Below are 25,563 nucleotides of genomic sequence, written 5' to 3'. Positions count from 1 at the left end.
CTCCGCGCCGTACGGATCGTTCCGGACCGCCGCCGAAGGCGCCCCGGCTGCCAGCGGACCGCCGTCGGGGCGCGGGCGCGAGCAGGGCGGGGCCGTTCGGGTCAGGGCGAGCGCGCCGGAGGTACGGGGACCTGATATCGTCTACATACTTGTAGACGTTTACCTTGGAGACGTCCGAGCTTCATCCGTACGTCCGATCTGTGTCCGCTCCCGTTCTCACGGAGCCCACGGCACATGCAGCACGGCCCGGAGACCCATTTGATGACGACTTCCTCCCCGACCGCCCAGGCGCTCGACGGCGCGGCGATAGACGGCGGCCTCTACACCGACGTCACCGACTTCGCCCGGCACACGCACTGGCTGAACGAGCCGGCGACCGTGTTCAGCTCCATCGGCATCGGCCTGTTCGTGGTGTATCTGCTGGTGGCCTGGTGGCGGGCCCGGGGGCAGGGCAGCACCGCGATGGCCGCGGTGCTGGCGACGCCGATCGCGGTCGTCCTCGCCTACGTGGTCAACACCGGGATCAAGGACGTCTTCGAGGAACCCAGGCCGTGCCGGGCGCTCCCGCACGACTTCCTCCTGGAGGCGTGCCCGGCCCCCGACGACTACGCCTTCCCCAGCAACCACACCACCGTCGCCTTCGCCTTCGCGGTGGCGCTGCTGCTGATCGCCCGGGGGCTCGGCTCCCTCGCCCTGATCACCGCGATCGCGATGGGCGCCTCCCGGGTGTACGTCGGCGCGCACTACCCGCACGACGTGGCGGTGGGTGCGCTGGTCGGCAGTGTGGTCTCGCTGATCACCGTCCTGGTGCTGCGCCGCCTGGCGCCACCACTGGTCGACCGGCTGCGCACCGGCGCGCTGCGCCCGCTGCTGACGTCCCAGACGGACCACCACCGCCGTCACGCACGGCCCACCCCGGAACCGGGATCGCCGCGCTCCTGATCCTCGACCTCCTGCGCGCCCAGCACCCGGGGCCCACCGGCCCGGGCGGCTGGGCGCGCGCCGTTGTGGCGGCCCGGCGGCGACCTCACGGCCCGGCTGCCGCCGCCGACCGCCTCGCCGCGTACCGCCCGGCCCCCGGCCATGCGACCCGGCGCCGGCCCGCGGCCGGGCCCTCGCACGCGCCCTCGGCCTCCCGCTCGTCCGCGAGCGCGCCCTGGGCCCACCGGCCCGGGTGACCCTGCACCGCCTGACGACCGCCCACTGACCCGACAGCCGCCGGGCCGCGAACCGTGTCGCGTGTGCCACACGGGCGCGCCGTGCCGCCCCGTCCCGCCGTGCCGATCAGCCGTGCCGTGTCACTCGGTGAGGCGGTACACCGTGGACTCGCGGGGGTGGAAGCCGAGGCGGGTGTAGAGGCGGTTCGCAGAGGCGCGGTCGGGGCGGGAGGTGAGGTCGATCGTGCGGGCGCCCGCCTTCCGGGCGAGCCGCACGGCCTCTTCGAGCAGCAGCCCCGCGACGCCCCGGCCGCGCGCCGCGCCGTCGACCACCACGTCCTCCACCCGGGCCCGCAGCCCGGACGGCAGCGGCAGCAGCACCAGGACCAGGGCACCGACGATCGCCTCGGGGGAACGGGCGACGAGCACCGTGTTGGCGTCGCACGCCACCATCCGGTCGATCGCGGCGCGGTCCAGGGGCTCGGCGGTTGTCGACAGCTGGGGGAGCAGGCCGCCGAAGGCGTCGACGAGCTCCCGGCCCGCCTCCCGGACGACCTCCACACGGATATCCATGCCGGGAGGATACCGATCAGCGATTCGGGACCTTCCCGGCGTTTTCGGATACCCCGAGGGGGTACTCTCCGCCGAGTGGCGGAACCGCACCACCGGGAAGGGAGTGCGCGGCATGCACGCGATCGGGCACGCGTTGTCCATCACCGGTTCGATGACCTGGGAGATCACCTGGGCACTGATCCTCGGCTTCACCCTCTCCGCCGTCGTCCAGGCGGTGGTGCGCCGCTCGACGGTCGTACGGCTGCTCGGTGACGACCGGCCCCGCACCCTCGCCCTGTCCGCCGGGCTCGGCGCGGCCTCGTCCTCCTGCTCCTACGCCGCCGTCGCCCTCGCCCGCTCCCTGTTCCGCAAGGGCGCCGACTTCACCGCGGCGATGGCCTTCGAGATCGCCTCCACCAACCTGGTCATCGAACTCGGCGTGATCCTGGCCCTGTTGATGGGCTGGCAGTTCACCGCCGCCGAGTTCGCCGGCGGCCCGATCATGATCCTCGTCCTCGCGGTGCTGTTCCGGGTGTTCCTGCGGGAGCGGCTGCTGCGCGCGGCCCGTCGGCAGGCCGAGCGCGGACTCGCCGGGTCGATGGAGGGACACGCGGCGATGGACATGTCCGTCCAGGGCGAGGGCGGCTTCCTGCGCCGGCTGCTGTCCCGGGACGGCCTGACCTCCGTGTCGCACATCTTCGTCATGGAGTGGGCCGCGATCCTGCGCGACCTGGTCGTGGGGCTGCTGATCGCCGGGGCCATCGCCGCCTGGGTGCCGGGCGACTTCTGGCACACCTTCTTCCTGGCCGGCCACCCCCTCGCGGCCAAGCTGATCGGCCCGCTGATCGGACCGGTCGTCGCCGTCGCCACGTTCGTCTGCTCCATCGGCAACGTGCCGCTGGCGGTGGTGCTCTGGAAGGGCGGCATCAGCTTCGGCGGCGTCATCGCCTTCATCTACGCCGACCTGCTGATCCTGCCGATCCTCAACATCTACCGGAAGTACTACGGCGCCCGCATGGCCGGCTTCCTGCTCGCCACCTTCTTCGCCGCCATCGCGGTGGCCGGCTACGTCGTGGAGTTCGTCTTCGGCGGCCTCGGCCTCGTCCCCGACCAGGCCGTCGCCCGGCTCCCCGAGGAGGGCGTGCGCTGGAACTACACGACCTGGCTCAACATCGCCTTCCTCCTCCTCGCCGCCTGCCTCGTCGTCCGCTTCCTGCGCACCGGCGGCCCGGCGATGCTGCGCATGATGGGCGGCTCGCCGCAGGAGTCCGAGGAGCACGGGCACGAGCAGCACGGCCATCACCACCCCTGAACCGGGCGCCCTGGGGCTAATGTGCCCCCGTGACCACCGAGCTGGCCCTGCTGTCCCGCGTCGCCTTCCGCGGGCGTGAGATCACCGCGCCCCGGCTGCGCGGGCTGCTGGCGCTGCTCGCCGAGGAGCTGCGCGCCGGGTGCAGCACCGGCCGGCTGGCGGCGGGACTCTGGCCGGACGAGCAGCCGGAGCGGCCGGGCAAGGCGGTGCAGGTGCTGGTGTCCCGGCTGCGCACCCAGCTCGGCGCCGACGTGGTGGTCAGCACGCCGGCCGGCTACCGGCTGGCGCTGGACGAGACCCAGGTGGACAGCTCCGCGCTGCTCGCGCACGAGGCGGCGAGCGCCGCGTGCGCGCGGGCCGGGGACCACGCGGGCGCCCTGGCGCGCAGCGAGGCCGGTCTCGCGCTGTGGGACGGGACCGTGGGCGACGCGGACGCGGACGATCCGGTGACGGCGCTGCGGGCGGCCCGCGTGCGGCCGTACCGGGCGCTGGTACGGCACCGGGCGCTCGCCCTCGCCCACCTCGGCCGCCCCGCCGAAGCCCTGCCGCCCCTGGCCGAGCTGCACCGCGAACTCCCCCGGGACGAGGAGCTGTTGGCACGGCTGCTGAGCTGCGAGGCGGCCACGGCCGGACGGGCCGCGGCGCTGCTGCGCTACGAGGAGTACCGGCGTGGGCTGCGCGAGGAACTCGGCGCCGACCCGGGCCCCGAACTGCGTGCTCTGCACGCTGAGTTGCTGCGTCCCGACACCGCCCCGGCCCGGCACGGCGTGCCGCACGAGCCCAATCCGCTGCTGGGCCGGGAGGCCGATGTCGCCGCCGTCACCCGGCTGTTGCGGGACGCCCGGGTGGTCACCCTGCTCGGCCCCGGCGGGCTCGGCAAGACCCGGCTGTCGCACGCGGTGAGCCGGGCCGCCGAGCATCCGGTGGTGCACTTCGTGCCGCTGGCCGGTGTCACCGCCGACGAGGACGTGGCCGCCGAGGTGGCCTCGGCCGTGGGCGCCGGGGAGGCACGGCAGCACACCGGGCCGGCCGACGGCGACGTCGTACGCGCCGTCGCCGCCGCGCTCGGCCCCGGCCCCGCCCTGCTGGTGCTGGACAACTGCGAGCACGTGCTCGCCGGGGCGGCCGCACTCGCCCGGGCACTGGTCTCGCGCTGCCGCGAACTGCGGGTGCTGACCACCAGCCGGGCCCCGCTCGGGCTCACCTCCGAGGCCGTCTACGCGGTGCCCGAACTGTCCCTCGCCACCTCCGTCGAGCTGTTCGAGCAGCGGGCGCGGGCCGCCCGGCCCGGCGTGGAGCTGCCCGCCGACCGGGTGGCCGAGATCTGCCGGCACCTGGACGGGCTGCCGCTCGCCGTGGAACTCGCCGCGGCCCGGGTGCGGGTGCTGTCCGTCGCCGACATCTCGCACCGGCTGCGGGACCGCTTCGCGCTGCTGCGCGGCGGCGCCCGGGACGCGCCCGAGCGGCACCGCACGCTGCGGGCCGTGGTCGAGTGGAGCTGGAACCTGCTGGAGCCGGACGGCCGGGCGGCACTGCGCGCGCTGTCGGTGTTCCCGGGCGGCTTCACCGAGGAGTCCGCCCAGTACGTGCTCGGCGAGGACGGCGACGCGCTCGGCCTGCTGGAGCAGCTCGCCGCCCAGTCCCTGATCAAGGTGGGCGAGGGCCCCTTCGGGGTGCGCTTCCACATGCTGGAGACGCTGCGCGAGTTCAGCGCGGCCCGGCGGGCGGAGGCCGGCGAGGAGGAGGCGGTCACCGACCGGTTCCTCGCCTGGGCGCGGGACTTCGGCCGGGCCCACCACGACGTGCTGTTCGGCGCGGACGCGCCGTCCTCCTTCCACCGCGCCCGCGCCGAACAGGACAACCTCGTCCTCGCGCTGCGGCACGCCCTGGCCCGCTCCGACGGTCCGGCCACCGCCGCCCTCACCGCCGTCCTGGCCGCCGTGTGGTCGGCCGGCAACAGCTACACCCGGCTCACCGCCCTAGTCGCCGAGACCGCCGGCCCGCTGTCCCACTTCCGGCCGGAGCACCCGGAGGACGTGGAGACGGCCCGGAGCGCGGCGGTGGTCTGCACCACCTGCCTGTTCATGGGATACGGCCCGCACGCCGGGCGCCATCTGGTCACCTTGCGCCGGCTGCCGCCCGCCCCGCCGGACACCGCGCTGCGGGCCCTCGCGGTCGTCCTGGGCGCCGTCCCGGAGATACGCCCGCCCGGGTACGAGCGGCTGGCCCGGCTGTGCGAGGCCCCCGAGCCCATGCTGGCGGGCATCGCGTCGGGGGTGGCCAGCTATGTGTGGGAGGCCGAGCAGCAGACGGAGCGCGCGCTGGACTGCGCCCGCCGGATGCAGGCGGCGCTGGGGCCGGGCGCCAACCCGTCCCTGCTGCTGCTCTGCCACGGCCGGATCAGCGAGCTGTGCCTGAAGCTGGAGCGCGGCGCGGAGGCGTACGACCATCTGCGGGCCGCGGAGGCGCTCGGCGGGTACGGCGACTGGTCGGACCTGATAGGCGTCCGGTACGGGCTGGTCTCCGCCTGTCTCCAGCGCGGCGAGATCGAGGAGGCGGAGTACTGGCTGGACCTCGCCACCGGGGACCAGCAGCCGGAGTCCGCGTCCCCGGAACTGCTGTCGGCGCGGGCGGAGGTGGCGCTGGCCCGGGGCCTGAGCGAGGTCGGGCTCGGCCTGTGGCGCCAGGCGACGGCACGGATGCGGGAGGGGGCCCTGGAGGCCGGCGATCCCTTCGCGGACGCCTGGTCGCTCCAGATGCAGTCGGCCGCCCTCGCGGCGCACGCGCAGCACGGCCGGCTGGAGCCGGTGGCCGGGCTGGCCGAGCGGCTGCGCGGGAGACTGCTCGCCATGCTGACCGGCACGACCGGCGCCGGGGACCTGGTGGAACTGCCGGTGTACGGAACGGTGCTGGTGGCGCTCGGCTTCACCGGACTGGCCCGCGGCGAGACGTCGGCCGTGCGGCTGATGGCGCTCGCGGAGCGGATGCCGGTGCTGCGGGACTATCCCACGCTGTCCTCGGCCCGCTGCCGGCAGGCGGCCGAGAACGCCGCCGGGGCGGCCTACGCCGAGGCGAGATCGGCGTACGCCGCCCTGGGGCCGGAGGAGTTGCGGGCCGAGGCCCTGCGCGAGCTCACCGCCGCGGCTCGCGGTTGAAGCGCGCCCTGCACCACACATAGCCGAGCACCGTCAGCGCCAGGCACCAGCCGACGGCGAGCACCGCGTTCAAGGTGCCGATCCCGCTGCCGAGCAGCAGCCCGCGCAGGGTCTCGATGGCGGGCGAGAAGGGCTGGTACTCGGCGAACCAGCGGAACCCGGTGGGCATGGCGTCGACCGGCACGAAGGCGCTGGACAGCAGCGGCAGCATGGTCAGCGGCAGGCCGAGGTTGCTGGCGCCCTCGGGGTTGGGGCTCACCAGGCCGATGCCGACCGCGATCCAGGTCAGCGCGAGGCTGACCAGGGCCATCAGCCCGGCCGCCGCGAGCCACTCGACCGGTGTGGCGTTCGGCCGGAAGCCGATGGCCAGCCCGATGGCCAGGATCAGCACCAGGGCCAGCATCGTCTGGATCACGCTGCCGATGACGTGGCCGACCAGCACGGAGGCGCGGGAGATCGCCATGGTGCGGAACCGGGCCATGATGCCCTCGGTCATGTCGGTGGCCACGGACACGGCGGTGCCCAGCGAGATCATGCCGACGGTCATCAGCAGGATGCCGGGCACGATGTAGGCGACGTACTGGGAGCGGTCCGCGTGCCCGCCGCCCATGCCGGCGCTCATCACGTTGCCGAAGACGTAGACGAACAGCAGCAGGAGCATCACCGGGGTGAGCAGTACGTTCAGGGTGAGGGAGGGGTAGCGGCGGGCGTGCAGGAGGCTGCGCCGCAGCATGGTCAGGTTGTCGCGCAGGGCGTGGGCCCGGGGGGTGGGTGCTACGGCGCTCATCGGGCGGTCTCCTTCTCGGTGGCATCGGTGGAACGGCCGGGCTGGGCGGGGACGTCGGCGGAGCCGGTGAGCGCGAAGAACACGTCGTCCAGGTCCGGGGTGTGCACGGAGAGTTCGTCGGCCTCGATGCCGGCGGTGTCGAGCCAGTCGAGGATGGCGCGCAGCTCGCGCTGGGTGCCGTCGCTGGGGATCTGGAGGGTGAGCGCGCTGTCGTCCCGGGTGGCCTCGCGCAGGGCGGTGGCCGCCCGCTCGTAGCCGGCCGGGTCGGCGAACCGCAGCCGTACGTGCCCGCCGGGCACCAGCCGCTTCAGCTCCTCGGCGCTGCCCTCGGCGACGATCCGGCCGCCGTTGAGCACCGCGATCCGGTCGGCGAGCTGGTCGGCCTCGTCCAGGTACTGGGTGGTGAGGAAGACGGTCGTGCCGCCCGAGACCAGCTCGCGGATGATCCCCCACATGGTGTGCCGGGACCGGGGGTCGAGACCGGTCGTCGGCTCGTCCAGGAAGATGATCCGCGGCTCGCCGACGAGCGTCATCGCGATGTCGAGCCGCCGCTTCATCCCGCCCGAGTAGGTGGAGGCGGGCTTCTTGGCGGCCTCCACCAGGTCGAACCGCTCCAGCAGCTCGGCGGTGACCCGCCGGCCCTCCGCCTTGGACAGGTGGTGCAGGTCGGCCATGAGGAGCATGTTCTCCTCGCCGGTGATCAGCCCGTCCACGGCGGAGAACTGCCCGGTGACCCCGATGGCCCCCCGCACCTTCTGCGCCTCGGCGGCCAGGTCGAATCCGCCGACCCGGGCCCGCCCGGCATCGGCCGCGATGAGCGTGGTCAGGATGTTGACCACCGTGGTCTTCCCCGCTCCGTTGGGCCCGAGCAGCGAGAAGACCGACCCTGTCGGCACCTCGATGCCGATCCCGTCGAGCACCGTCTTGTCCCCGTACGCCTTCCGCAACCCTTCGGCCGCGATGGCGAGTTCAGCGTTCGTCATGCACCGGAGCGTGCGCCCCTCGGGATTCAGTGCGGCTTCAAGCGGGTTTCAGCGCGCCGGGTCCCCTGAAACCGGGTGCGCCGTCGCTCCGTCAGGTGAATGTCCGCTTGTTCGCGCTTCGTCCGTGATGCCTCGGGAGAGCATCACGGCGTGGAGCACCCACGGACCAGTGGAGAACCCACACGGACAAAGGGGGAACGGCATGGTGGACGAGGTACGCAGGAGCAAGGGAGTTCGGGGAAGGCCGGCTGTCGTGGCCGCGGTCGCCGCCGCGGTGCTGGCCGCTCCGGCGGCCCAGGCGGCCCCGGCGTCGCCCGCCGCGGGGGTGGCGGTGCGTACGGCGCACGCCACCGCCTCCGCGCCGCAGACCTACGCGGCGACCACGACCACCGCGGGCGGCCGCACGACGTTGCGCTTCGCCCTGGACGGCGGCGCGAAGCTCTCCCGCGCGGACCTGGACCGCGTCGGCTCCCAACTCGGGCTCGGCAAGGGCAGCCTGCGCGCGGTGTCGGGCTCGGTGACGCAGCGCGCCGCCGCCGAACGCCGTTCCGCGGTGCTGCGCTGCGACAAGAACCCGACCTGGAGCGACGCCAACGGCACCCTGGCGGCCCGGTTCAACTGCCACTACTCGAACATCAACTGGGGCTTCAAGATCTCCGCCCGGCTGCAGTCCGTCATCACGAGCAACGTCAACGAGTCCGGCGTCTCCTGGTGGCGCAACGGCAAGCGGATGCCGAAGAACGCGGGTCATGTGGTCGGCAGGAGCTACCACTTCCACGGCACGCTGAAGCCGGTCAAGCACGGCGACCACGTCCAGTTCCAGGACTACATGACCTTCCGCGTCCGCATCGGCGGCCGGCCGGGCACCGGCTCCCTGGTTTGGGCGGCGGACGTGACGGCGAAGAAGTAGGTGCGGCGGACGGGGAGTGGCTCATGGCGCTCGACGTGGGGACGGTACGGAGCTGGGCGGAGTCCGTGCTGCGCGGGCTGGAGGCGCCGGAAGGGGCCGAGCTCCAGGTCGCGGAGGGCACGGCCCCCGGCACCGGCGGCGGGGTGCACGTCACCCTCGCCTACCCGGACGGCTCCTCCGTCACGGTGGACCTGGACGACGCCTTGCCGGACCGGTTGGCGCTGACCCTCCTGGCGGAACAACTCCAGGACAGCGTCATCGAGTCCACCGGCGGACGCCCCGTGCCCCCGTGCCCGGTGCCCGGCCACCCCCATCCGGCGGCCCCTCGTGCGGTGGACGGGGTCCTGTCCTGGCGCTGCCCGATGGGCGACGACCCGGGCGCCCGCCCCTGAACAGAACCGCGCCGTGGGGAACGGCACGGCCCGGCGTCACTCGGCCGGACCCGTGCCGGGGCGCTCGGCGGCGGCCCGGACGATGGCGGTCTCCACGGCCGCCACCCGGTCCGCCAGCAGGGTGAGGGCGGCGACCGCACGGGTCAGGGGGTCCTCCTCCGGGCCGCCGAGGGTGCGGGTGCGCACGTGCGCGGCCTTGATCTCGGCCCAGCGGGCCGACTGGACCGGGTCCGAGGTGCCGCGCAGTTCGGCGAGTTTGAGGAGGTTGGCCTCGGCGCCCGTGGTGAGGGTCTGGGCCTCGGCCGTGTAGTGGTCCTGGACGACGGCCTCGCGTTCGGCGGTGTTCATGACCGGGCGCAGCCGTTGGACGATCTTGTTCATGTCCCGGTAGGAGCCCTGGAGACGGAACGGCGGCTCGGTGCGCGCGTCGGCGGACTGGGCGGCGGAGGAGATGTAGGCCGCGTTGACCGTGAGGATCGTGTCGCGCACCGCCAGCAGATGGGCGAGCACCGCGAGGACGCGGTCGAGTTCGGCCGGGGCCATGGGCTGGGTGAGGCGGTCCGCGCGGGCCGTCGGGTCCCCCGCGGCCAGCCGGACCAGCAGGTCCAGGTCCGCCCGCTCGCGCGCGGCGAGCGGGGCGAGGACCGGGTTGGCGGTCAGCGCGTTCTCCACGAAGCTCAGCGCGAAGACGTCCTCCTTGCCGGTGAGGACGTCGCCGAGGTTCCACACGTCGGCCCGGTTGGCGAGCATGTCGGGGACCCGGAAGCGCTCCCCCGACTCGGTGTACGGGTTGCCCGCCATGCACACCGCGAACCGCTTGCCGCGCAGGTCGTAGGTGAGCGGCTCGCCGTCCCGGACGCCGTCCACGCGCCGGGTGGCGTCGCAGAGCGGGATGAACTTCTGGAGGAGTTCGGGCGAGGTGTGCTGGATGTCGTCCAGGTAGAGCAGGGTGTTGTTGCCCGCCGCCAGCGCGAAGTTGATCTTCTCGATCTCGCGGCGGGCGGTGGCGTTCGGGGCGTCGGCCGGGTCCAGCGAGGTGACGGTGTGGCCGAGCGCCGGGCCGCTGATCTTGACCAGCATCAGGCCGAGCCGGTCGGCGACGTACTCCATGAGCGTCGTCTTGCCGTAGCCGGGCGGGGAGACCAGCAGGAGCAGGCCGCCGGTGTCGGTGCGCTTGCCGGCGCCCGTGGTGCCGAGCTGGCGGGCCAGGCTGTCGCCGATCAGCGGCAGGTACACCTCGTCCACGAGCCGGTTGCGCACGAACGCGGGCATCACCCGGGGGCGGTGGTCGGCCAGGCGCAGCCGCTCGCGCTCGGCGGTCAGCAGGGCGGTGCGGCGGCGCTGGTAGGCGCGGAAGCCGGGCACGTCGTGCGCCAGGTGCCGGGCGGTGCGGGCCAGGAACTCGTCCAGCCGCAGTTCCAGCCGTCCGCCGGTCACCCGGGGGTGGGTGCCGAGCAGGCCCTCGACGGTGACGGTGAGCGGGGCGTCGCCGTCGTAGCGGGGCAGGTCGGGGCAGAGCTCGGCGGCGACGGCCTCGGCCAGCTCGCCGGGCCCGGCGTCGCCGCCGCTCGCGCCGGCGTACGCGGTGAGCCAGGCCTCCACCACCTGCCGCCGGTCCCGCCACTCGGACAGCCCCGCCAGGTCCCGGCCGTACTCCGCGCCGGCCACCGCCTGCCGGAACTTCTCCAGGAGGGCGCGGGCGGCGGCGCCGAGCACGAAGCCCTCGGGGCCGCCGGTCAGCTCGTCGAAGAGGTACGCGGCGGCGGCGCGCGAGCGGTCGGGTCCGGCGCCGTCCGCCTCCCGGTCCCACTCCCCGATGGCCGCGGCCAGCTCCGCCACCAGCCCGTCCAGCGCCGCCGACGGTCCGAAGGCGTCCCGGGCGCGGGCCAGGGACACGGCGCGGCGGGCCCAGGCGGTCCGGTTCGGGGCCGTCGTGCCGTGGGTCCAGAAGAGCTGGGCGGCGGCGCGGGCGGCGGGCTCGTGGCGCAGGGTGCCGGCGGCGTCGTGGAGGGGGAGGAGCGCGGTCAGCAGGGCCGTGGCGTCGTGGTCGTGGACGCCGCGCTCGTAACCCTCGTCGTACGCCTCCTGCGCCGCCCGGCGGACCAGTCCGGGCAGGTCGTCGGCGGCGGCGAGGGCGGCCGGGCCGTGCTCGGCGAGCAGCCGGGCGGCCAGGTGCTCGGCGCGGTAGACCGCGGGGGACTCGGAGGGCAGGTGCCGGTCCCAGTGGGCGCGGGTCGTCGCGAAGTCGGGGTCGGTGACCGGGGCGCGGTAGTCGGTGCCGGTGACGGCGAGGGCCAGCCCGTCGCCGTGGGGGACGAGGGCGAGGTCCAGCGGCTGGGTGTTGACGGCGAAACGGTGGCCGCCGAGCAGCAGGGTGCGGCCGTCGTCGGCGTACAGGTCGGTACGGTCCCGCAGGGCGCGCGCGGCCTCCTGGCGGGCGGCCTTCAGGCGGCCGTCGAGTTCCTCCGCGCGCACGCTGTCGCCGAGTTCGCGCAGTTCGCCGGCGGTACGGGCGACCTTGGCGACCAGCGGGTCGGAGGCGAAGTAGGCGGTGACCGCGTCGGCGTCGGCGAGGGTGGCCGCGCGCCGGGCCACCGTCTCCAGCATCCGCCCGGCCGACACGGCCAGTTGCTCGGCGCGCCGGGCGCGGGCGTCGGCGAGGGACTGCTTGCGGGCGGCGAACGCCTCGTAGATCTCGGCGCGTTTGTCGGCGAGTTCGCCGAGGAAGTCGTCGAACTCGGCGAAGCGGCCGTCCAGGTCCTCCAGCCGGGCGAGCACGGCGGCCAGCTGGTCGTCGCAGGCCTCGGGGGTGCCGGAGGCGGCGAGCGCGGCGGTGACGGCCTGGGCGAGCAGCGCGGTCTCGGCACCGAACTCGGCGCGGCCCTCCTGGTCCCGCAGGGCCCGGCGGCGGGCGTCCAGCGTGGCGCGCGCCCGGTTGACGCCGCCGAGGACGTCGGCGATCCGCTCCAGTACGGCGGTGCGCACGGTGGCGTCGGCGATGTCGAGGCCGGTGACGACCTCGGTGACCGTGCGCAGCCCGTCGGCCAGCTCGTCCAGGCGGGCGGCGACCGGCCCGGCGCCGGCGACCGTCTCGATCGCCTCCGCCTCCGCCACCAGCCGCTCCACCTCGGCGCGCCGGCCGGTGAAGGCGTCCTCGCGGGCCAGGAACGTCACCGCCCGCTTGCCGAAGGCGGCCAGGTCGGACTCGGCCTCGGCGGCCAGCGCCGCCACCCGCTCGGCGTCCACGTACCGCAGCTCGCGCAGGGTGAGCAGATGGCCGTGCGCGTGCCGCAGTTCGGTCAGCCCGCGCACCCAGGCCGCGGCCTCGCGGGGGGCCTCGCCGCGCAGCCGGCGCACCACCGCCGCGATCCGTTCGGCGGCCTCCTCCAGCGCCTCGGCGGCCTGCCGGGTCAGCTCCCGCACGGTCTCGTACTCGGCCAGCACCTGCTCGGCGGTCTCCCGGACCGCCGCCAACGGCTCGTGGACAGAACCGAGTTCGGGCTCGGTGAGCCAGTGGTGGGTGTCGGCCGCGCGGACGCAGGTGGCGGCCAGCGCCCGGTAGCCCTCGCCGGTCGTGATGCCGTCGGCGACCAGCCGGGCCACGGAGAGACAGTCGGCGAGGCCGCGCACCAGGTCCGCGTTGCCGACCCGGGCGAGCGCGCCGGTGCCGGTGCGCAGCGCGGCGGCGTGGGTGTCGGAGACGTACGGCGAGGTCCACCACTGGAGGGGGTGGGTGTGCGCGGGCTCGTCGCCCCCGGCGCGCAGCACGGCCAGCGCGCCGTCCTCGAACAGCGCCCAGCCCCGGCACGGCAGCGGGGTCGCCATCTCCTTGCGCAGGGTGTTGTACGACAGCAGCAGCGAGCCGCCCCCGGACCGGTCCCGGAAGGCGTAGAGCACGTCCTCCCCGTTGGGCGCGCGCACCTCCTGCTCGAACTCCAGGCCCCGCACATCGAGTTCGTACGTCTTGTGCCGGCCGCTCGCCAGGCAGTAGCCGCCCGGGAAGACGACGCCCTGCTCCTCGGGCAACAGCCGGCAGGCCTGTCCGAGGCCGTCGAGGCGGACCACGGTCCGGGTCAGGGAGTTGAACACCAGGTACCGGTCGGCCTCCTCCTTGTAGGGCCGCACCCGCAGCAGCACCAGGGGGCCGGTTGTCGCGTGCGCCACGGCGGCGTCGGCGAGGGACTGCAACGGCTCCGCCACCGGCTCGGCGTACAGCTCCTCGCCGTCCCGCGTGCGCACGGTGAGCGTGCCGCCGACGGCCGAGACGCCGAGCCCCCCGGGCACCGCCACATAGGGCTCCCGCCCCAGCACGTGGTCCGCGCGGCCGGTCCCGGTCCAGGTCACGTCCTGGGCGGGCGGCACGACGTCGTCGCGGTCACCGCGCGCGTCCAGGAACCGGACGCGGCCGTCGTCGGTCAGCCGCCAGCGCAGGACGCGGACATCCTCGGCCTTCTCGCCGGTGCGGAACACCGCGAGCAGCCGTCCGTCGGTCCGGCGCAGGCGCAGCAGCCGGGCGTCGCGGTAGTAGCGGTGCAGGGCGGTGAACTCCCGCACGAACGCGGGGTCGTCGAGGAGCCCGGGGACGGCGTCCTCCGCCAGCCGGCCGCCGTCGCGGGCATACAGGGCGAGCACGTCCGCGACGGCCGCGTTCTCCCCGCCGCGGCCGGTGCCGCCGAACAGGAGGGTGTCGCCGACCGCCACGATGTCCTGCCGGAGGCAGGCGTGCGGGGTGTCCAGGCGGGCGGTGGCGGCGAGGTCCAGCCTGGTCGAGCCGAACTCCTCGGCGCGACGGGCGTTCAGTGCCTCGGCCCGCCGCGCCAGCTCGGCCGCGTGTCCGGCCAGCCGGTCGCGCAGGACGTCGTAGGTGCCGGCGTCGACGGAGGCCTCCGGCTCGGGGGCGGTGGACATGGGGTTCCCTTTCGTGTGCGGGAAGGCGGGGCTCGCCGTGGGGCGCGGGCGCGTGGCCGGATGCGTGGCGGCCGGACGCGCGGTCGCCCGCGCCCCCGTGGGACGCGGGCCGCCGCGCCCCCGCCCGGCCTCAGTTGCGGCCGGCCCCGTTCAGCGAGGCGAGCGGCGTGTCCGCCAGGCCCAGCTCGCCCGCCTTCTCCAGCAGCTGACGGAACTGCGCGGCCTCCGCGCCGCCCCCGTTCATCAACTTCATCAGGAGGGCCGACACCGTCAGGTTCTGCACGTCGGCCGAGCCCAGGGACCCCAGCACCCGGCTCAGGTCCTCCGTGAAGCGCCCCGACCCGTCCAGCCACGGCCGCGCCAGCGTCTGCGCGGTGCGGGAGCTGTCCACGAAGCCGTCGACGCCCTTGCCGAGCGAGACCGCCGAGACCAGCCGGTCGAAGAAGACGGACTCCCCGCCGACGATGTCGATGTCGGCGTTCTCCAGCCCGGTCGCGAGCACCGTCGCCTGGGCCTCGGCGACCTGACGCTGCGTCTCCAGACCGGCCAGCCGGATCTCCTTCTCCGCCTGCAACCGCAGCCGGTACTCCTCGTGCCCGCGCGACGCCTCGTCCAGCGCGGCCATCGCGGCGGCCTTCTCGGTGAGCCCCGCCGCCTCGGCCTTCAGCTTCTCGCCGATGCCGGACGCCTCCGCGAGCGCCGCCGCCTTCACGCCCTCGGCCTGAGCGAGCGCCTTGGCCCGCGCGCCCTCCGCCTCGGCCTTGAGCCGTGCCTCGGTCGCCGCGGCCGCCGCCTGCGCGCCCTCGGCCTCCGCGAGCCCCTTGGCCCGCGCCCCCTCGGCCTCCGCGAGGGCCTTCGCCTGGGCGCCCTCCGCCTCCGCCTTCAGCCGCGCCTGGGTGGCCTCCGCCTCCGCGCGGCCGGCCTTCACGGTGACCTCGGCCTCCTTGTCGCGCACCTGCACCGCGGCCAGTCCCTCGGCGGCGGACTCCGCCTGGACGCCCTCGGCGAGCCGCAGCTTGGCCCGCGCGTCCAGGTCGGCGGTCTTCAACCGGGCCTCGGCCAGGGTGAGTTCCTCGGCGGCGCGGTGCGTGGCCGCCTGCTCGGCGGCCTCCGCCGCCTTGATGTCCTTGACCAGCTTCTCCTGCGCCTCCGCCTCGGCGGCGATGACCAGGGCCTGCCGCTCGCGCTCGGCCTCCTCGACCACGCGCAGCTTCTTGATGGACTCCTCCTGCTCGGCGACCGTACGGTCCACCGCGACCCGCTCCCGGATGACCTCGGCGATGTCCCGCCGCTCCGCCTCGACCTCCTTCTCGGCGGAGATCCGGGTCAGCTGGGTCTCCCGCTCCCGGGCGATGACCTCCAGCAGCCGGTCCTTCTCGATGCGCTCGTTCTCCACGGCGATGACCCGCTCGCGGTTCTTCGCGGCGACCGCGATCTCCCGCGCCTGGTTCTCCCGCTGCACGCCGAGCTGCTCCTCGGTGCGCAGGAACGCGCCCTGCGCGCGCAGCCGCTCCTCCTCCATCACCCGGGCGGTCTCGGCCTCCTCGCGGGCCCGGGAGGTCTCGATCTCCCGCTTCTGCTTGATCTCCGCGTCCGCCTGCCGGCGCTCCAGCTCCAGGATGGCCTCGCGGGCGTCGACGTCCTGGCGGGTGATCTCCTTCTGCTCGGTGCGCTTGGCCTCGTTGGTGCGCACGTGCTCCACGGCCGTCAGCTCGGTGATCTTGCGGATGCCCTGGGCGTCGAGGACGTTGGCCGGGTCCAGCTGGCTCAGCGGCGTCTGCTCCAGGTAGTCGATCGCCGCGTCCTCCAGGTGGTACCCGTTGAGGTCCACGCCGATCAACTCGATGATGTGGTACCGCAGTTCCTCGCGCTTGGTGTACAGGTCGGTGAAGTCCATCTGCTTGCCGACGGTCTTCAGCGCCTCGGAGAACTTGGCGTGGAACAGCTCCTGGAGCGTGTCCTGGTGGCTGGCGCGCTCGGTGCCCACGGACTGGGCGACCTTGATGACGTCCTGCACGGTCTTGTTGACCTTGACGAAGAACAGGATGCGGATGTCGGCGCGGATGTTGTCCCGGCAGATCAGCCCGTCCCGGCCGGCCCGGCTGATCTCGATGGTCTTCACCGAGATGTCCATGACCTCGGCCTTGTGCAGGATCGGCAGCACGACCTGGCCGGTGAAGGAGACGTCGACCCGCCGGGTCTTCGACACGATCAGGGCCTGGCTCTGGTCGACCTTGCGGTACAGCCGGGAGAACCCGAACAGCAGAAGCAGGGCGACGATCACACAGGCGGCGACGAGCACACCGAGGGCTTCCATGGCATACGTCCTTGCGTCAGACGGTGGGTCGGAGCTCCCCCGAGGCCGGGCCGCGGGGGCATGCGCCCATGCCCCCGCGGCGGAACCCCCCGTAGTGCTCCCCGGGCAGATGGTGCGCCGGGAACACCCGTTCGCGCATTGCCGGTTTCCGGCAGTGTTCACTACTGTCTGCATGCCGGACACGCGTCAGGAAAGCGTCACCGGCGCGTCAAGAACACAGGGGGAACGGGCGGGGTGGCCGAGCACGAGATACCGGGGCGCTATCTGGACGGTTTCGCCCCGATCCTGGCCGAGGCCGCGGCTACCGGCCGGCGGCTGACCCGGGAGGAGATCAAGGCCCGCCGCACCCTGGGCGAACAGGCCGCCGAGGCCGGGCTGGGACTGCGCGAGCTGGTCGTCGCCCATCTGTCCGCGGCGCGCGGCGCCTGGCCCGCCGGGTCCGGCAGCGCGGAGAGCACGCTGGCCGCGCTGGCCGCCGTGGAACAGGCCGTCGACGCGTTCGCCGAGGGCTACGAGCGCGCCCAGCGGCTCACCGTGCGCCGGGAGGAGGCGGCCCGCCGGGAGTTCATCGACGACCTGCTCTACGGCCGCAGCGACCTGGGGCGGCTGGCCGAGCGCGCCGAGCGGTTCGGGCTGCGCCTCTCGCGGGCGCACGCGGTCGCGGTCGCCGAGGGCGCGCAGGCGTACGTCGAGGGCGGCCCGCTGGCCCGGCGGGTGGAGGCCGAGGTGCTCGCCCGGTTCGACTCCCACAGCATCCTGCTCACCACCAAGAACGGCCGGCTGCTGTGCATCGCGCCGGGCGACACCGACGAGGTGCTCGACCACTTCGCGCGGCAGGCGTGCACGGTCACCGAGGGCGGCCGGGTGGCCATCGGGCGCCCGCAGCCCGGCCCCGGCGGGGTCGTGCAGTCCTACGAGGAGGCGCTGGCCGCGCTGGCCATGGCCGAGCGGCTGGGGCTGCCGGGGCCGGTGCTGCGCGCCGCCGACCTGCTCGTCTACCCGGTGCTGGCCCGCGACCGGCAGGCGATGGCCGACCTGGTGCAGCACACGCTGGGCCCGCTGACCGGGGCCCGGGGCGGCGCGGGTCCGCTGCTGGAGACCCTGGTCGCCTACTTCGACTCCGGCTGTGTGGCCGCCGAGGCGGCCCGCCGGCTCTCGCTCAGCGTGCGCGCGCTCACCTACCGCCTGGAGCGCATCCACAAGCTCACCGCCGCCGACCCGGCCGACCCGGCGCACCGGTACATGCTCCAGACGGCGGTGATCGGGGCCCGGCTCCTCGGCTGGCCAGACCAGCCGCTGTGACCGGGAGGGGGACACCGTGAGCCGTGCCGCCGAGGAGACCAACCGCCGCCTGCTGCGGGCGCGGGACGCGATGGACCGCGACTACGCGCGGCCGCTGGACGTCCCCGCGCTGGCCCGCGTGGCGCATGTGTCGCCCGCGCACTTCAGCCGCACCTTCCGGGCCGCGTTCGGCGAGACACCGCACCGCTATCTGCAACGCCGCCGGGTGGAACGGGCGATGTTCCTGCTGCGCGAGAGCGGCCGGAGCGTGACGGACATCGCCTTCGCGGTCGGCTTCACCAGCCCGGGCACCTTCAGCCGCACCTTCCGCGACATCGTCGGCAGTTCGCCGCGCGCCTACCGCAAGGAGGCGGTGGCCGCGGGCGTGCCGACGTGCTTCACGATGGCCTGGACCCGGCCCGACTGAGCAGTTTCGGATAAGTTTTCCCGGCGCCCGCTCACTAGCGTGGACGTCATGTTCAACGCCATCACGCAGTCACAGATCTATGTCCTCGACCAGGACGAGGCCCTCGACTTCTACGTCGGCAAGCTCGGTCTGGAGGTCGCGGCCGACGTCAGCCTGGGCTTCATGCGCTGGCTGACCGTCAGCGTCCCCGGCCACCCCGAGCGGCAGATCCTCCTGGAGAAGCCGGGCGCCCCGGCGATGTCCGAGGAGACCGCCGAGCAGGTGCGGGAACTGGTCACCAAGGGCGCCATGGGCGGCTGGCTCATTTTCACCACGGACGACTGCCGGGGGACCTACGAGGCCCTGCTGGCCAAGGGCGTGGAGTTCACGGAGGAGCCCACCGAACGCCCGTACGGCATCGACTGCGGCCTGCGCGACCCCTTCGGCAACCGCATCCGCTTCACCCAGCCGCGTTCCTGAGGCGGGCGGGCGCGCGGAGCGTGCCGGAGCCTACTCGTCGACCGGCCGTTCCGGGCGGGCCCGGCCCGGTTCCGGGAGCCTGTCCTGCCGGGCGCGGGTGACCAGGACGTCACCGATGAACAGGTCGTACACCAGGATTCCGATGACCCCGCCGATCAGCGGGCCCACGATGGGGATCCACCAGTAGTGGGCGAACACGCCGGAGAGGCTGCCCGGGAAGGCCAGGCTCCCCCAGCCCTCCGCGTAGGTGAGCAGCCGGGGCCCGAAGTCGCGGGCCGGGTTGATGGCGTAGCCGGCGTTGGCGCCGAAGGACATGCCGATGGCGGCCACGACGAAGCCGATGATCAGGGGGGCCAGATTGGCCCGCACGGCCTGGTTGCGCAGGTCGAGGACGGCCACCACGAACATCACCAGGAACGCCGTACCGACGATCTGGTCGACCAGCGGGCCCCAGAACCCGCCGTGGAAGTAGGCGGCGGGGAAGGTCGCGAAGATGGAGAACGTGGCATTGGTGTGCCCGTTCACCTTGGGGCCGGGGGCGGCGGCGTCGTAGGCGTGGATGGCCTGGTGGTAGACGAGGTAGACCAGGGCGGCCCCGGTGAAGGCGCCGACCACCTGCGCGCACCAGTAGGGCACCACCTTGACCCAGGGGAAGCCGCGGCGCACGGCCATCGCCAGCGTGATCGCGGGGTTGAGGTGCGCGCCGCTGACGCCGCCGGCCACGTAGACGCCGAAGACGACGGCCATCGCCCAGCCCCAGGTGATGAGCAGCCAGTCGCCGGCGGCGAGGAAGATGGTGGTGGGGGTGGCGGCACGGCCCGAGCCGGGCAGCGCGGCGACGGCCATCGCGACCGAACCGCAGCCGAAGCAGATGAGGACGAACGTCCCGAGGAACTCCGCCAGGCACTCGCCCAGCAGGCCGCCTCTGGCACGCAGCGTGGAGGGTTTGATCAGCGACGGGATCTCGACAGCCATGAAAGGCCCCCTTGAGGAGGAGCAATACGGCCAACGTCACCATATTGGCGCAGAAATGCTCTTCACGCAGGGTGAGCCGAGGGACCCTCACCCCTTCGTGGGCGCACGGCCGTCAGCGGCTGTCGAGGTCGTCCGCGAAGTGCCGGAAGCCGTGCCGCTCCCGGTGCATGCCCCACAGCATCTCGGCCAGCACGGCGGGGTCCTTGCGCGGGTGTCCGGGCGTGATGGCGCCCGGGATGACCAGTTGCGCGACATGGATGCCCTCGGGGGCCAGCCGTTCGTGCAGCAGGTGCCCGTAGGCGCTCTCCGCGGCGAACGCGATGGACGTGCCGGCCCGCTCGACCTGCGGCACGGCGGCGGTGCCCCCGTTCACCAGCAGTATCGTGCCGCGCCCCAGCTCCCGCATCCCGGGCAGCACCTGCTGGACGGCGGCCACGGGGCCGTACACCGAGAACTCGACGGGGCCGACCAGCTGCCGGTGCCCGGTCTCCAGCACCGGCCGCATGAAGTCCCGGTGCGGCACCGGGCTGTACTGGAGCACCTCCACGGTCCCCAGTGCGCGCCCGGCCTCGGCCAGCGCGCCGGCCAGCCGTTCGGGCTCGCGCACATCGGCGGGGAAGCCGCGCGCGCGGATGCCGTCCGCGGCCAGTTCCCGGGCCAGCGCGTCGAGCCGCTCGCGGTCGCGGGCGACGAGGGCGATGTCGTACCCTTCCCGCCCGAACCGCCGGGCGGCGGCGGCGCCGAGCCCCGGTCCGGCTCCGACGACGGCGACTGTGCTCACGCCCCCATCCCTACCCCACGGCGGCCCGCCCCGCACCCCGGCCGGGTCAGGCCATCCAGAAGAACACGGCGGTCATGCGCTTGTCCGCCAGCGTCTTCCCGGTGTAACCGGTCGCGCTGTGCACGAGGTTGGCGTTGTAGAGGAGCAGCCGGTTGTACCTGTGGGGGACGCGGACGTCCTCCTCGAAGGCGTCCGGGGCCACGAAGCGGGTGCCCAGGGCGTCCACCAGGTTGTGGTGCGGGGCCTGTACGACATTGCCGCCGAGCCGGCCGCCGGGCAGGTGCTGGCGGTAGAAGCTGGTGCCGCAGTCCTTGGGGACGGCGGGGTTGAGGTACAGCACGGCCGCGTACCGGCACAGCGCCCGCGAGTCGGTGTGCGGGCGGGGCTCGCTCTCGCCGGCGCCGACCACCTGGACGCAGTTGTGGTTGAGCGTGCCGCCGCCGGGCGCCCGCTGCACCCAGAGCTTCCCGGCGCCGGTCGCCTTGCGCACCAGCTTCTCGACGACCGCGAGTTCACCGGGCTCCAGGCCGGGCATGGCGCGCAGGCCCGGCCAGGTCTCGGCGGTGTACGGGTACCCCTTCGCCCAGTCGTCCCTGGCCAGGCACCGCGCGCGTACCGCGTCCGGGTCGGGCAGCACGTCGTCCAGGACCCAGTAGTCACGGCCCTTGGTCGGCTTGCGGTAGGGCAGGACGGGCAGCGCGCCCGCGGGCCGGGCCGCGGGCGTCCTGGGGGCCGGCTGTGGGGGCATGCGGAGAATCTAGGCCCGCGCCGACCGGCCTTCTCCCGAGGACCGGTCAACCTTTTCCCAACCGTGTGTCATGCACACCAATACCTGGCAATCCCCTGATCGCCCGCGGTCCTTCGCCGGTCAGGCGAGCCAGACCGTGGTGTCCGGCGGCAGCCCCCCGTCCCCCGGCAGCGGCGCGCTGCTCAGCAGCACCTCACCCGGCGGCACCGCCACCGCCTCCGTCCCGAGATTGGCGGCGCACCGCCACCCCTCGCTCCGTCTGAAGTCCAGTACGTGCGCGGGCGATCCGGGCGTCCAGGCCAGTTCCTCGCCGTCCAGCAGCTTGCGGCGCAGCCGCAGGGCGGTGCGGTACAGCTCCAGCGTCGAACCGGCCACCCCGCTCTGCGCCTCGACGGCGTACGCCGCGAAGGACGAGGGCTGCGGCAGCCAGGCGCCGCCGGGCCCGAAACCGTAACTGGGTCCGCCGGTCGTCCAGGGCAGCGGCACCCGGCAGCCGTCGCGGCCCTTGCGGACGTGCCCGGTCTGCTCCCAGATCGGGTCCTGGAGCACCTCGGCGGGCAGATCGGCGACCTCGGGCAGCCCGAGTTCCTCGCCCTGGTAGAGGTACGACGACCCCGGCAGCGCCAGCATCAGCAGGGTCGCCGCGCGGGCCCGGCGCAGCCCCGCCGCCGGGTCGATCGCCGGCGCGCGGCCGCCGGACAGCAGCCAGGCGCCGGGGTCGGTGCCGGGCGGCAGGACCAGCCGGGAGGCGTGGCGCACGACGTCGTGGTTGGACAGCACCCAGGTCGCGGCGGCCCCGGCGGCGCGCGCGGTGGCCAGCTCCTCGGTGATCACCCGGCGCAGCTCCGCCGCGTCCCAAGGAGCCTCCAGGTACTCGAAGTTGAACGCCTGGCCGAGTTCGTCGGGGCGGGCGTACAGCGCGCGGCGGGGGCCCGGCACCCAGGCCTCGGCGACGGCGCTGCGCGGCGGCCGGTAGGCGTCGAAGACCTTGCGCCAGTCGCGGTAGATCTCGTGCACCTCGTCGCGGTCCCAGTGGGGGTGGTCGCCGGGCGGCACGCGGAGCAGGGCGGTCTCCCCGGCGGCGCCGATGTCCCCGAGGTCGCGCAGCGGCTCGGTCAGGTCCTTGGCCAGGCCGTGCGCCACGTCCACGCGGAAGCCGTCCACGCCCCGGTCGGACCAGAACCGCAGGGTGGTGCGGAAGTCGGCGCGGACCTCCTCGTTGTCCCAGTTGAGGTCGGGCTGTTCGGCGGCGAACAGATGCAGGTACCACTCGCCGTCGGGCACCCGGTGCCAGGCGCTGCCGCCGAAGACGGACTGCCAGTCGGAGGGCGGCAGTTCACCGTGCGCGCCGCGCCCGCGCCGGAAGACGTAGCGCTCGCGGGCCGCGGAGCCGGGGCCGGCCCGCAGCGCCTCCCGGAACCAGGGGTGCTGGTGGGAGGTGTGATTGGGCACCAGGTCCACCACGACCTTCAGGCCCAGCCGGTGCGCCTCGGCGACCAGCGCGTCGAAGTCGTCCAGGGTGCCCAGGCGCGGGTCGACGTCCCGGTGGTCGGCGACGTCGTAGCCGCCGTCGGCGAGTTCGGAGGGGTAGAACGGGCTCAGCCACAGGGCGTCCACGCCGAGCGTGGCGAGATGGCCGAGCCGCCGGGTGATGCCCCTGAGGTCGCCGAGCCCGTCGCCGTCGGCGTCGGCGAAGCTGCGGGGATAGATCTGGTAGATGACGGCCTGACGCCACCAGTCAGGGTTCCTGGAGGAGAGGTCTGCCATACGGACTCCCTTCGAGACGGGTACAGGGAATCTGTCCACATTGCCCGGAAAGCGAACCTTGGAAACCGGACCGGTCCGTCAGCGGCCCCCGACGGTCTCCAGGAACAGCCGCGCGTACCGCTCCGCGTCCACCGCCAAGGCGACGTCGACCAGGGCCTGTCCGCGCCGCCCGTGATGGACCTCGGACTCGCCGGGCCGCGTGCGGCGGTCGACGATCGTCTGGCCGCGCGCGGGACCGGGGGCGAGGCAGACCTCGACGGGCAGCGGCCGGGTGGTCAGCCCCGCCGGATCGGCGACCGCGCACACCGCCCCCGCGTCCCCGAGGCAGCCCGCCTCCTCGGGCCCGTCCGGGCCGTGCCCGAGGAGCCGGCCGGCCAGCCGGGCCCCGGGCTCGGCGCTCGCGCGCAGCCGCCGCGCCCACTCGCCCGCCACCACCACCTGCCGGAACACGTCCAGGCCGTACATCGTGATCGGCACGTCGGCGGTGAGCAGGACGGCCGCCGCCTCCGGGTCGTGCCAGACGTTGAACTCGGCGACGGCCGTGGCGTTCCCGGAGCCGACCGCGCCGCCCATGAAGACGATCCGCTCGATGTTGCCGGTCACCTCCGGGTGGGTGCGCAGCAGCAGGGCGATGTTGGTCAGAGGCGCGGTGGGGATCAGGGTGACCGGCCGGGGCGAGGCCAGGAGCTCCCGGCGCAGCAGGCTCACCGCGTCCACGTCGGCGGGGGCCCGGGCCGGCTCGGGGAGCCCCAGGTCCCCCATGCCGTCGCCGCCGTGCCAGCCCGAGGCGCGGGCCGGTTCGAGCAGCGGCCGCTCGGCGCCCCGCCCCACCGGTATCCGCGGGGCCCCGGCCTGCTCCAGCACGGTCAGGGTGTTGCGGACCACCCGGTCCACGTCCGTGTTCCCGGCGACACAGGTCACCGCGCGCAGGTCGAGGCCGGGGTGGCGCACGGCGAACAGCAGCGCGAGGGCGTCGTCGACACCGGTGTCGCAGTCGATGATCACGGGAACGGGCTGCGGACCGGGCACGGCGGACTCCTTCGGCTGACGGGACCCGAACGTTAGTTCAGCACCCTCGTCACTCCCACAGCCCGGTCCCGCGGGCCGCCACCCGCGCGGCGATCCGGGACAGCAGCTCCGCCACCGGCACTTCCCCGGGCCGCCGCCCGTCGCGCAGCCGTACGGCGGCCCGGTCCGCCGCGGCCTCGCGGGCGCCGATCACCGCCACGTACGGCACCAGGCGCGCGGCACGGATCCGGGCGCCCAGGGAGCCCTGCCCGGGCCCGGCGAGCTCCGCGCGCAGCCCCCGCGCCCGCGCCCGCTCCACGACGGCCGCCGCCCGCTCCTCCTGCTCGGCGCCGACCGGCAGCACCGCCAGCTGGAGGGGCGCCAGCCAGGCCGGGAAGGCACCGCGGTGCGCCTCGACCAGATGGGCCACGGCCCGCTCCACGCTGCCGATGACGCTGCGGTGCACCATCACCGGGCGGTGCCGGCCGCCGTCGGCGCCGGTGTAGCGCAGGTCGAAGCGGGCGGGCTGGTGGAAGTCGATCTGCACGGTGGACAGGGTGGACTCGCGCCCGGCCGGGTCCGCGATCTGCACATCGATCTTCGGCCCGTAGAAGGCCGCCTCGCCCTCTGCCTCCTCGTACGCCACGCCAGAGGAGTCCAGCACCTGGCGCAGCAGCGCGGTGGCCCGGCGCCACAGCCCCGGGTCGGCCACGTACTTGCCGCCCTCGCCGGGCAGCGAGAGCCGGTGGCGCACCGCGCGGATGCCGAGGTCGGCGTAGGCGCGGGCGATCAGCTCCAGGGCGGCGCGGGACTCGGCCACCGCCTGGTCCAGGGTGCAGAAGACATGGGCGTCGTTGAGCCCGATCGCCCGCACCCGGGTCAGCCCGCCGAGCACACCGGACAGCTCGGCGCGGTACATGGTTCCCAACTCCGCGATCCGCAACGGCAGTTCCCGGTAACTGCGGGCGCGGGAGCGGTAGATCAGGGCGTGGTGGGGGCAGAGGCTGGGCCGCAGCACGACCTCCTCGGCGCCCAGCCGCATGGGCGGGTACATGTCGTCGCGGTAGTGGTCCCAGTGGCCGGACAGCTCGTACAGCTCCCGCTTGCCGAGCGCGGGCGAGTACACGTGCCGGTACCCGGCCCGGGCCTCGGCCTCGCGGATGTACTCCTCCAGGGTGTGCCGGACCACCGCGCCGTCCGGCAGCCAGTACGGCAGCCCGGCGCCCATCAGGGGGTCGGTGCCGAACAGGCCGAGGTCGCGGCCGATGCGGCGGTGGTCGGGAAGCCGGTCGTGCACGGTGTCTCCTCGATGACTCGACGGAGGCGGACGACCCCGTGACACGACTGAAGCCCCGGGGCGTTCACCCCGGGGCTTCGGACAGGTCGGATGTCAGCGCGCCGGGACGGTCTCCGGCGTCGTCGTGCCGTTCGGGCACGGGATCGGGCACTGCGGGGCGCGCTGCATGAGCGGGAGGTTAGCAACGGCCGGGGGTGACGGGCGACGGATTTTCCCCGGCCGGCCCCTCCCCCCGGTCCCGGCCGCCCGCACCCGGTACTCCGTCGCCGCCGCCGGCCCCGCCCCCCCCCCCCCCCGCGCCCCCCCCCCCCCGCCCGCCCCCCCCCCCCCCCCCCCCCCCTGCCCCC

19 protein-coding genes are annotated in these 25,563 nt (G+C 74.4%); 8 read left to right on the top strand and 11 right to left on the bottom strand.

What is annotated here, in order from left to right; translation table 11 throughout:
* Positions 1-261 precede the first annotated feature (261 nt).
* A complete protein-coding gene (locus FRZ03_RS16875; RefSeq protein ID WP_146465985.1) occupies positions 262-942 on the top strand; it encodes a phosphatase PAP2 family protein in 681 nt (226 codons plus the stop codon).
* A gap of 356 nt (positions 943-1,298) precedes the next feature.
* Here FRZ03_RS16875 and FRZ03_RS16865 read toward each other — a convergent pair whose 3' ends face one another.
* The gene (locus FRZ03_RS16865) at positions 1,299-1,730 is read right to left on the bottom strand and encodes a GNAT family N-acetyltransferase (protein ID WP_146465983.1); all 432 of its coding nucleotides are present in this window, start codon (positions 1,728-1,730) and stop codon (positions 1,299-1,301) included.
* A 112-nt stretch (positions 1,731-1,842) separates the two neighbouring features.
* On the opposite strand from FRZ03_RS16865, the gene FRZ03_RS16860 reads away from it, so the two are divergent.
* Both FRZ03_RS16860 and FRZ03_RS16855 read left to right on the top strand, forming a co-directional pair.
* Positions 1,843-3,021 (top strand): permease, encoded by a 1,179-nt coding sequence (locus tag FRZ03_RS16860; RefSeq protein WP_146465982.1) that lies wholly within the window; start codon positions 1,843-1,845, stop codon positions 3,019-3,021.
* A 29-nt stretch (positions 3,022-3,050) separates the two neighbouring features.
* A complete protein-coding gene (locus FRZ03_RS16855) occupies positions 3,051-6,176 on the top strand; it encodes an ATP-binding protein (protein WP_146465981.1) in 3,126 nt (1,041 codons plus the stop codon).
* Here FRZ03_RS16855 and FRZ03_RS16850 read toward each other — a convergent pair.
* Positions 6,154-6,963, bottom strand: coding sequence for an ABC transporter permease (locus FRZ03_RS16850; protein ID WP_146465980.1), 810 nt, complete (start codon positions 6,961-6,963; stop codon positions 6,154-6,156). The genes FRZ03_RS16855 and FRZ03_RS16850 overlap by 23 nt on opposite strands.
* Positions 6,960-7,946, bottom strand: a complete 987-nt coding sequence (locus tag FRZ03_RS16845) for an ATP-binding cassette domain-containing protein (protein WP_146465979.1) — start codon at positions 7,944-7,946, stop codon at positions 6,960-6,962. Before FRZ03_RS16845 ends, FRZ03_RS16850 begins: the two co-directional genes overlap by 4 nt.
* A gap of 253 nt (positions 7,947-8,199) precedes the next feature.
* Here FRZ03_RS16845 and FRZ03_RS39155 point away from each other — a divergent pair, with 253 nt between their 5' ends.
* Positions 8,200-8,856: a hypothetical protein gene (locus FRZ03_RS39155; RefSeq protein WP_186785459.1), complete on the top strand. Its 657-nt coding sequence runs from the start codon at positions 8,200-8,202 to the stop codon at positions 8,854-8,856.
* A 23-nt stretch (positions 8,857-8,879) separates the two neighbouring features.
* Positions 8,880-9,248 (top strand): hypothetical protein, encoded by a 369-nt coding sequence (locus FRZ03_RS16830; RefSeq protein WP_146465976.1) that lies wholly within the window; start codon positions 8,880-8,882, stop codon positions 9,246-9,248.
* A 36-nt stretch (positions 9,249-9,284) separates the two neighbouring features.
* On the opposite strand, the gene FRZ03_RS16825 is transcribed toward FRZ03_RS16830, so the two are convergent.
* Both FRZ03_RS16825 and FRZ03_RS16820 read right to left on the bottom strand, forming a co-directional pair.
* Positions 9,285-14,156, bottom strand: coding sequence for a DNA repair ATPase (locus FRZ03_RS16825; protein WP_146465975.1), 4,872 nt, complete (start codon positions 14,154-14,156; stop codon positions 9,285-9,287).
* 130 nt (positions 14,157-14,286) lie between these two features.
* Entirely contained in the window at positions 14,287-16,473 is a 2,187-nt protein-coding gene (locus tag FRZ03_RS16820; RefSeq protein WP_146465974.1) for a flotillin family protein, read from the bottom strand.
* 234 nt (positions 16,474-16,707) lie between these two features.
* Here FRZ03_RS16820 and FRZ03_RS16815 point away from each other — a divergent pair, with 234 nt between their 5' ends.
* Genes FRZ03_RS16815 through FRZ03_RS16805 form a run of 3 tightly spaced genes read left to right on the top strand, consistent with a single transcriptional unit; the run spans position 16,708 to position 18,640 of the window.
* On the top strand, positions 16,708-17,775 hold the full coding sequence (locus tag FRZ03_RS16815; protein WP_146466013.1) for a PucR family transcriptional regulator: 1,068 nt from the start codon (positions 16,708-16,710) through the stop codon (positions 17,773-17,775).
* A 16-nt stretch (positions 17,776-17,791) separates the two neighbouring features.
* A complete protein-coding gene (locus FRZ03_RS16810) occupies positions 17,792-18,181 on the top strand; it encodes a helix-turn-helix domain-containing protein (protein ID WP_186785458.1) in 390 nt (129 codons plus the stop codon).
* Positions 18,182-18,229: 48 nt separating this feature from the next.
* Positions 18,230-18,640, top strand: a complete 411-nt coding sequence (locus FRZ03_RS16805; RefSeq protein WP_146465973.1) for a VOC family protein — start codon at positions 18,230-18,232, stop codon at positions 18,638-18,640.
* 30 nt (positions 18,641-18,670) lie between these two features.
* Here the strand turns inward: FRZ03_RS16805 and FRZ03_RS16800 are convergent, their stop codons facing one another.
* The 6 genes from FRZ03_RS16800 to thrS form a co-directional block, all read right to left on the bottom strand.
* Entirely contained in the window at positions 18,671-19,615 is a 945-nt protein-coding gene (locus tag FRZ03_RS16800) for an MIP/aquaporin family protein (RefSeq protein WP_146465972.1), read from the bottom strand.
* 112 nt (positions 19,616-19,727) lie between these two features.
* Positions 19,728-20,396, bottom strand: a complete 669-nt coding sequence (locus FRZ03_RS16795) for an SDR family NAD(P)-dependent oxidoreductase (RefSeq protein ID WP_146465971.1) — start codon at positions 20,394-20,396, stop codon at positions 19,728-19,730.
* Positions 20,397-20,442: 46 nt separating this feature from the next.
* Entirely contained in the window at positions 20,443-21,144 is a 702-nt protein-coding gene (locus tag FRZ03_RS16790) for a DUF6445 family protein (protein ID WP_146465970.1), read from the bottom strand.
* Between the two features lie 120 nt (positions 21,145-21,264).
* Entirely contained in the window at positions 21,265-22,911 is a 1,647-nt protein-coding gene (locus FRZ03_RS16785; protein WP_146465969.1) for a glycoside hydrolase family 13 protein, read from the bottom strand.
* A 78-nt stretch (positions 22,912-22,989) separates the two neighbouring features.
* Positions 22,990-23,940 carry a nucleoside hydrolase gene (locus tag FRZ03_RS16780; RefSeq protein ID WP_146465968.1) on the bottom strand — a complete coding sequence of 317 codons (951 nt, stop codon included), beginning with the start codon at positions 23,938-23,940 and terminating at the stop codon, positions 22,990-22,992.
* Positions 23,941-23,989: 49 nt separating this feature from the next.
* The gene (thrS, locus tag FRZ03_RS16775) at positions 23,990-25,216 is read right to left on the bottom strand and encodes a threonine--tRNA ligase (protein ID WP_146465967.1); all 1,227 of its coding nucleotides are present in this window, start codon (positions 25,214-25,216) and stop codon (positions 23,990-23,992) included.
* Positions 25,217-25,563: the final 347 nt, after the last annotated feature.

The organism is Streptomyces misionensis, assembly GCF_007896895.1.
In the GTDB taxonomy this organism is placed as follows: Bacteria; Actinomycetota; Actinomycetes; order Streptomycetales; family Streptomycetaceae; genus Streptomyces; species Streptomyces misionensis_A.
Note: the sequence above shows the minus strand (reverse complement) of the source record. Positions and strands in the feature narration are given on the sequence as shown.

Bases quoted from the DNA above. Each gene is read 5' to 3' on its own strand.
- FRZ03_RS16875 (WP_146465985.1), top strand. From the start codon at position 262: ATGACGACTTCCTCCCCGACCGCCCAGGCGCTCGACGGCGCGGCGATA.
- FRZ03_RS16865 (WP_146465983.1), bottom strand. From the start codon at position 1,730: ATGGATATCCGTGTGGAGGTCGTCCGGGAGGCGGGCCGGGAGCTCGTC.
- FRZ03_RS16860 (WP_146465982.1), top strand. From the start codon at position 1,843: ATGCACGCGATCGGGCACGCGTTGTCCATCACCGGTTCGATGACCTGG.
- FRZ03_RS16850 (WP_146465980.1), bottom strand. From the start codon at position 6,963: ATGAGCGCCGTAGCACCCACCCCCCGGGCCCACGCCCTGCGCGACAAC.
- FRZ03_RS16845 (WP_146465979.1), bottom strand. From the start codon at position 7,946: ATGACGAACGCTGAACTCGCCATCGCGGCCGAAGGGTTGCGGAAGGCG.
- FRZ03_RS16830 (WP_146465976.1), top strand. From the start codon at position 8,880: ATGGCGCTCGACGTGGGGACGGTACGGAGCTGGGCGGAGTCCGTGCTG.
- FRZ03_RS16825 (WP_146465975.1), bottom strand. From the start codon at position 14,156: ATGTCCACCGCCCCCGAGCCGGAGGCCTCCGTCGACGCCGGCACCTAC.
- FRZ03_RS16820 (WP_146465974.1), bottom strand. From the start codon at position 16,473: ATGGAAGCCCTCGGTGTGCTCGTCGCCGCCTGTGTGATCGTCGCCCTG.
- FRZ03_RS16805 (WP_146465973.1), top strand. From the start codon at position 18,230: ATGTTCAACGCCATCACGCAGTCACAGATCTATGTCCTCGACCAGGAC.
- FRZ03_RS16800 (WP_146465972.1), bottom strand. From the start codon at position 19,615: ATGGCTGTCGAGATCCCGTCGCTGATCAAACCCTCCACGCTGCGTGCC.
- FRZ03_RS16790 (WP_146465970.1), bottom strand. From the start codon at position 21,144: ATGCCCCCACAGCCGGCCCCCAGGACGCCCGCGGCCCGGCCCGCGGGC.
- FRZ03_RS16785 (WP_146465969.1), bottom strand. From the start codon at position 22,911: ATGGCAGACCTCTCCTCCAGGAACCCTGACTGGTGGCGTCAGGCCGTC.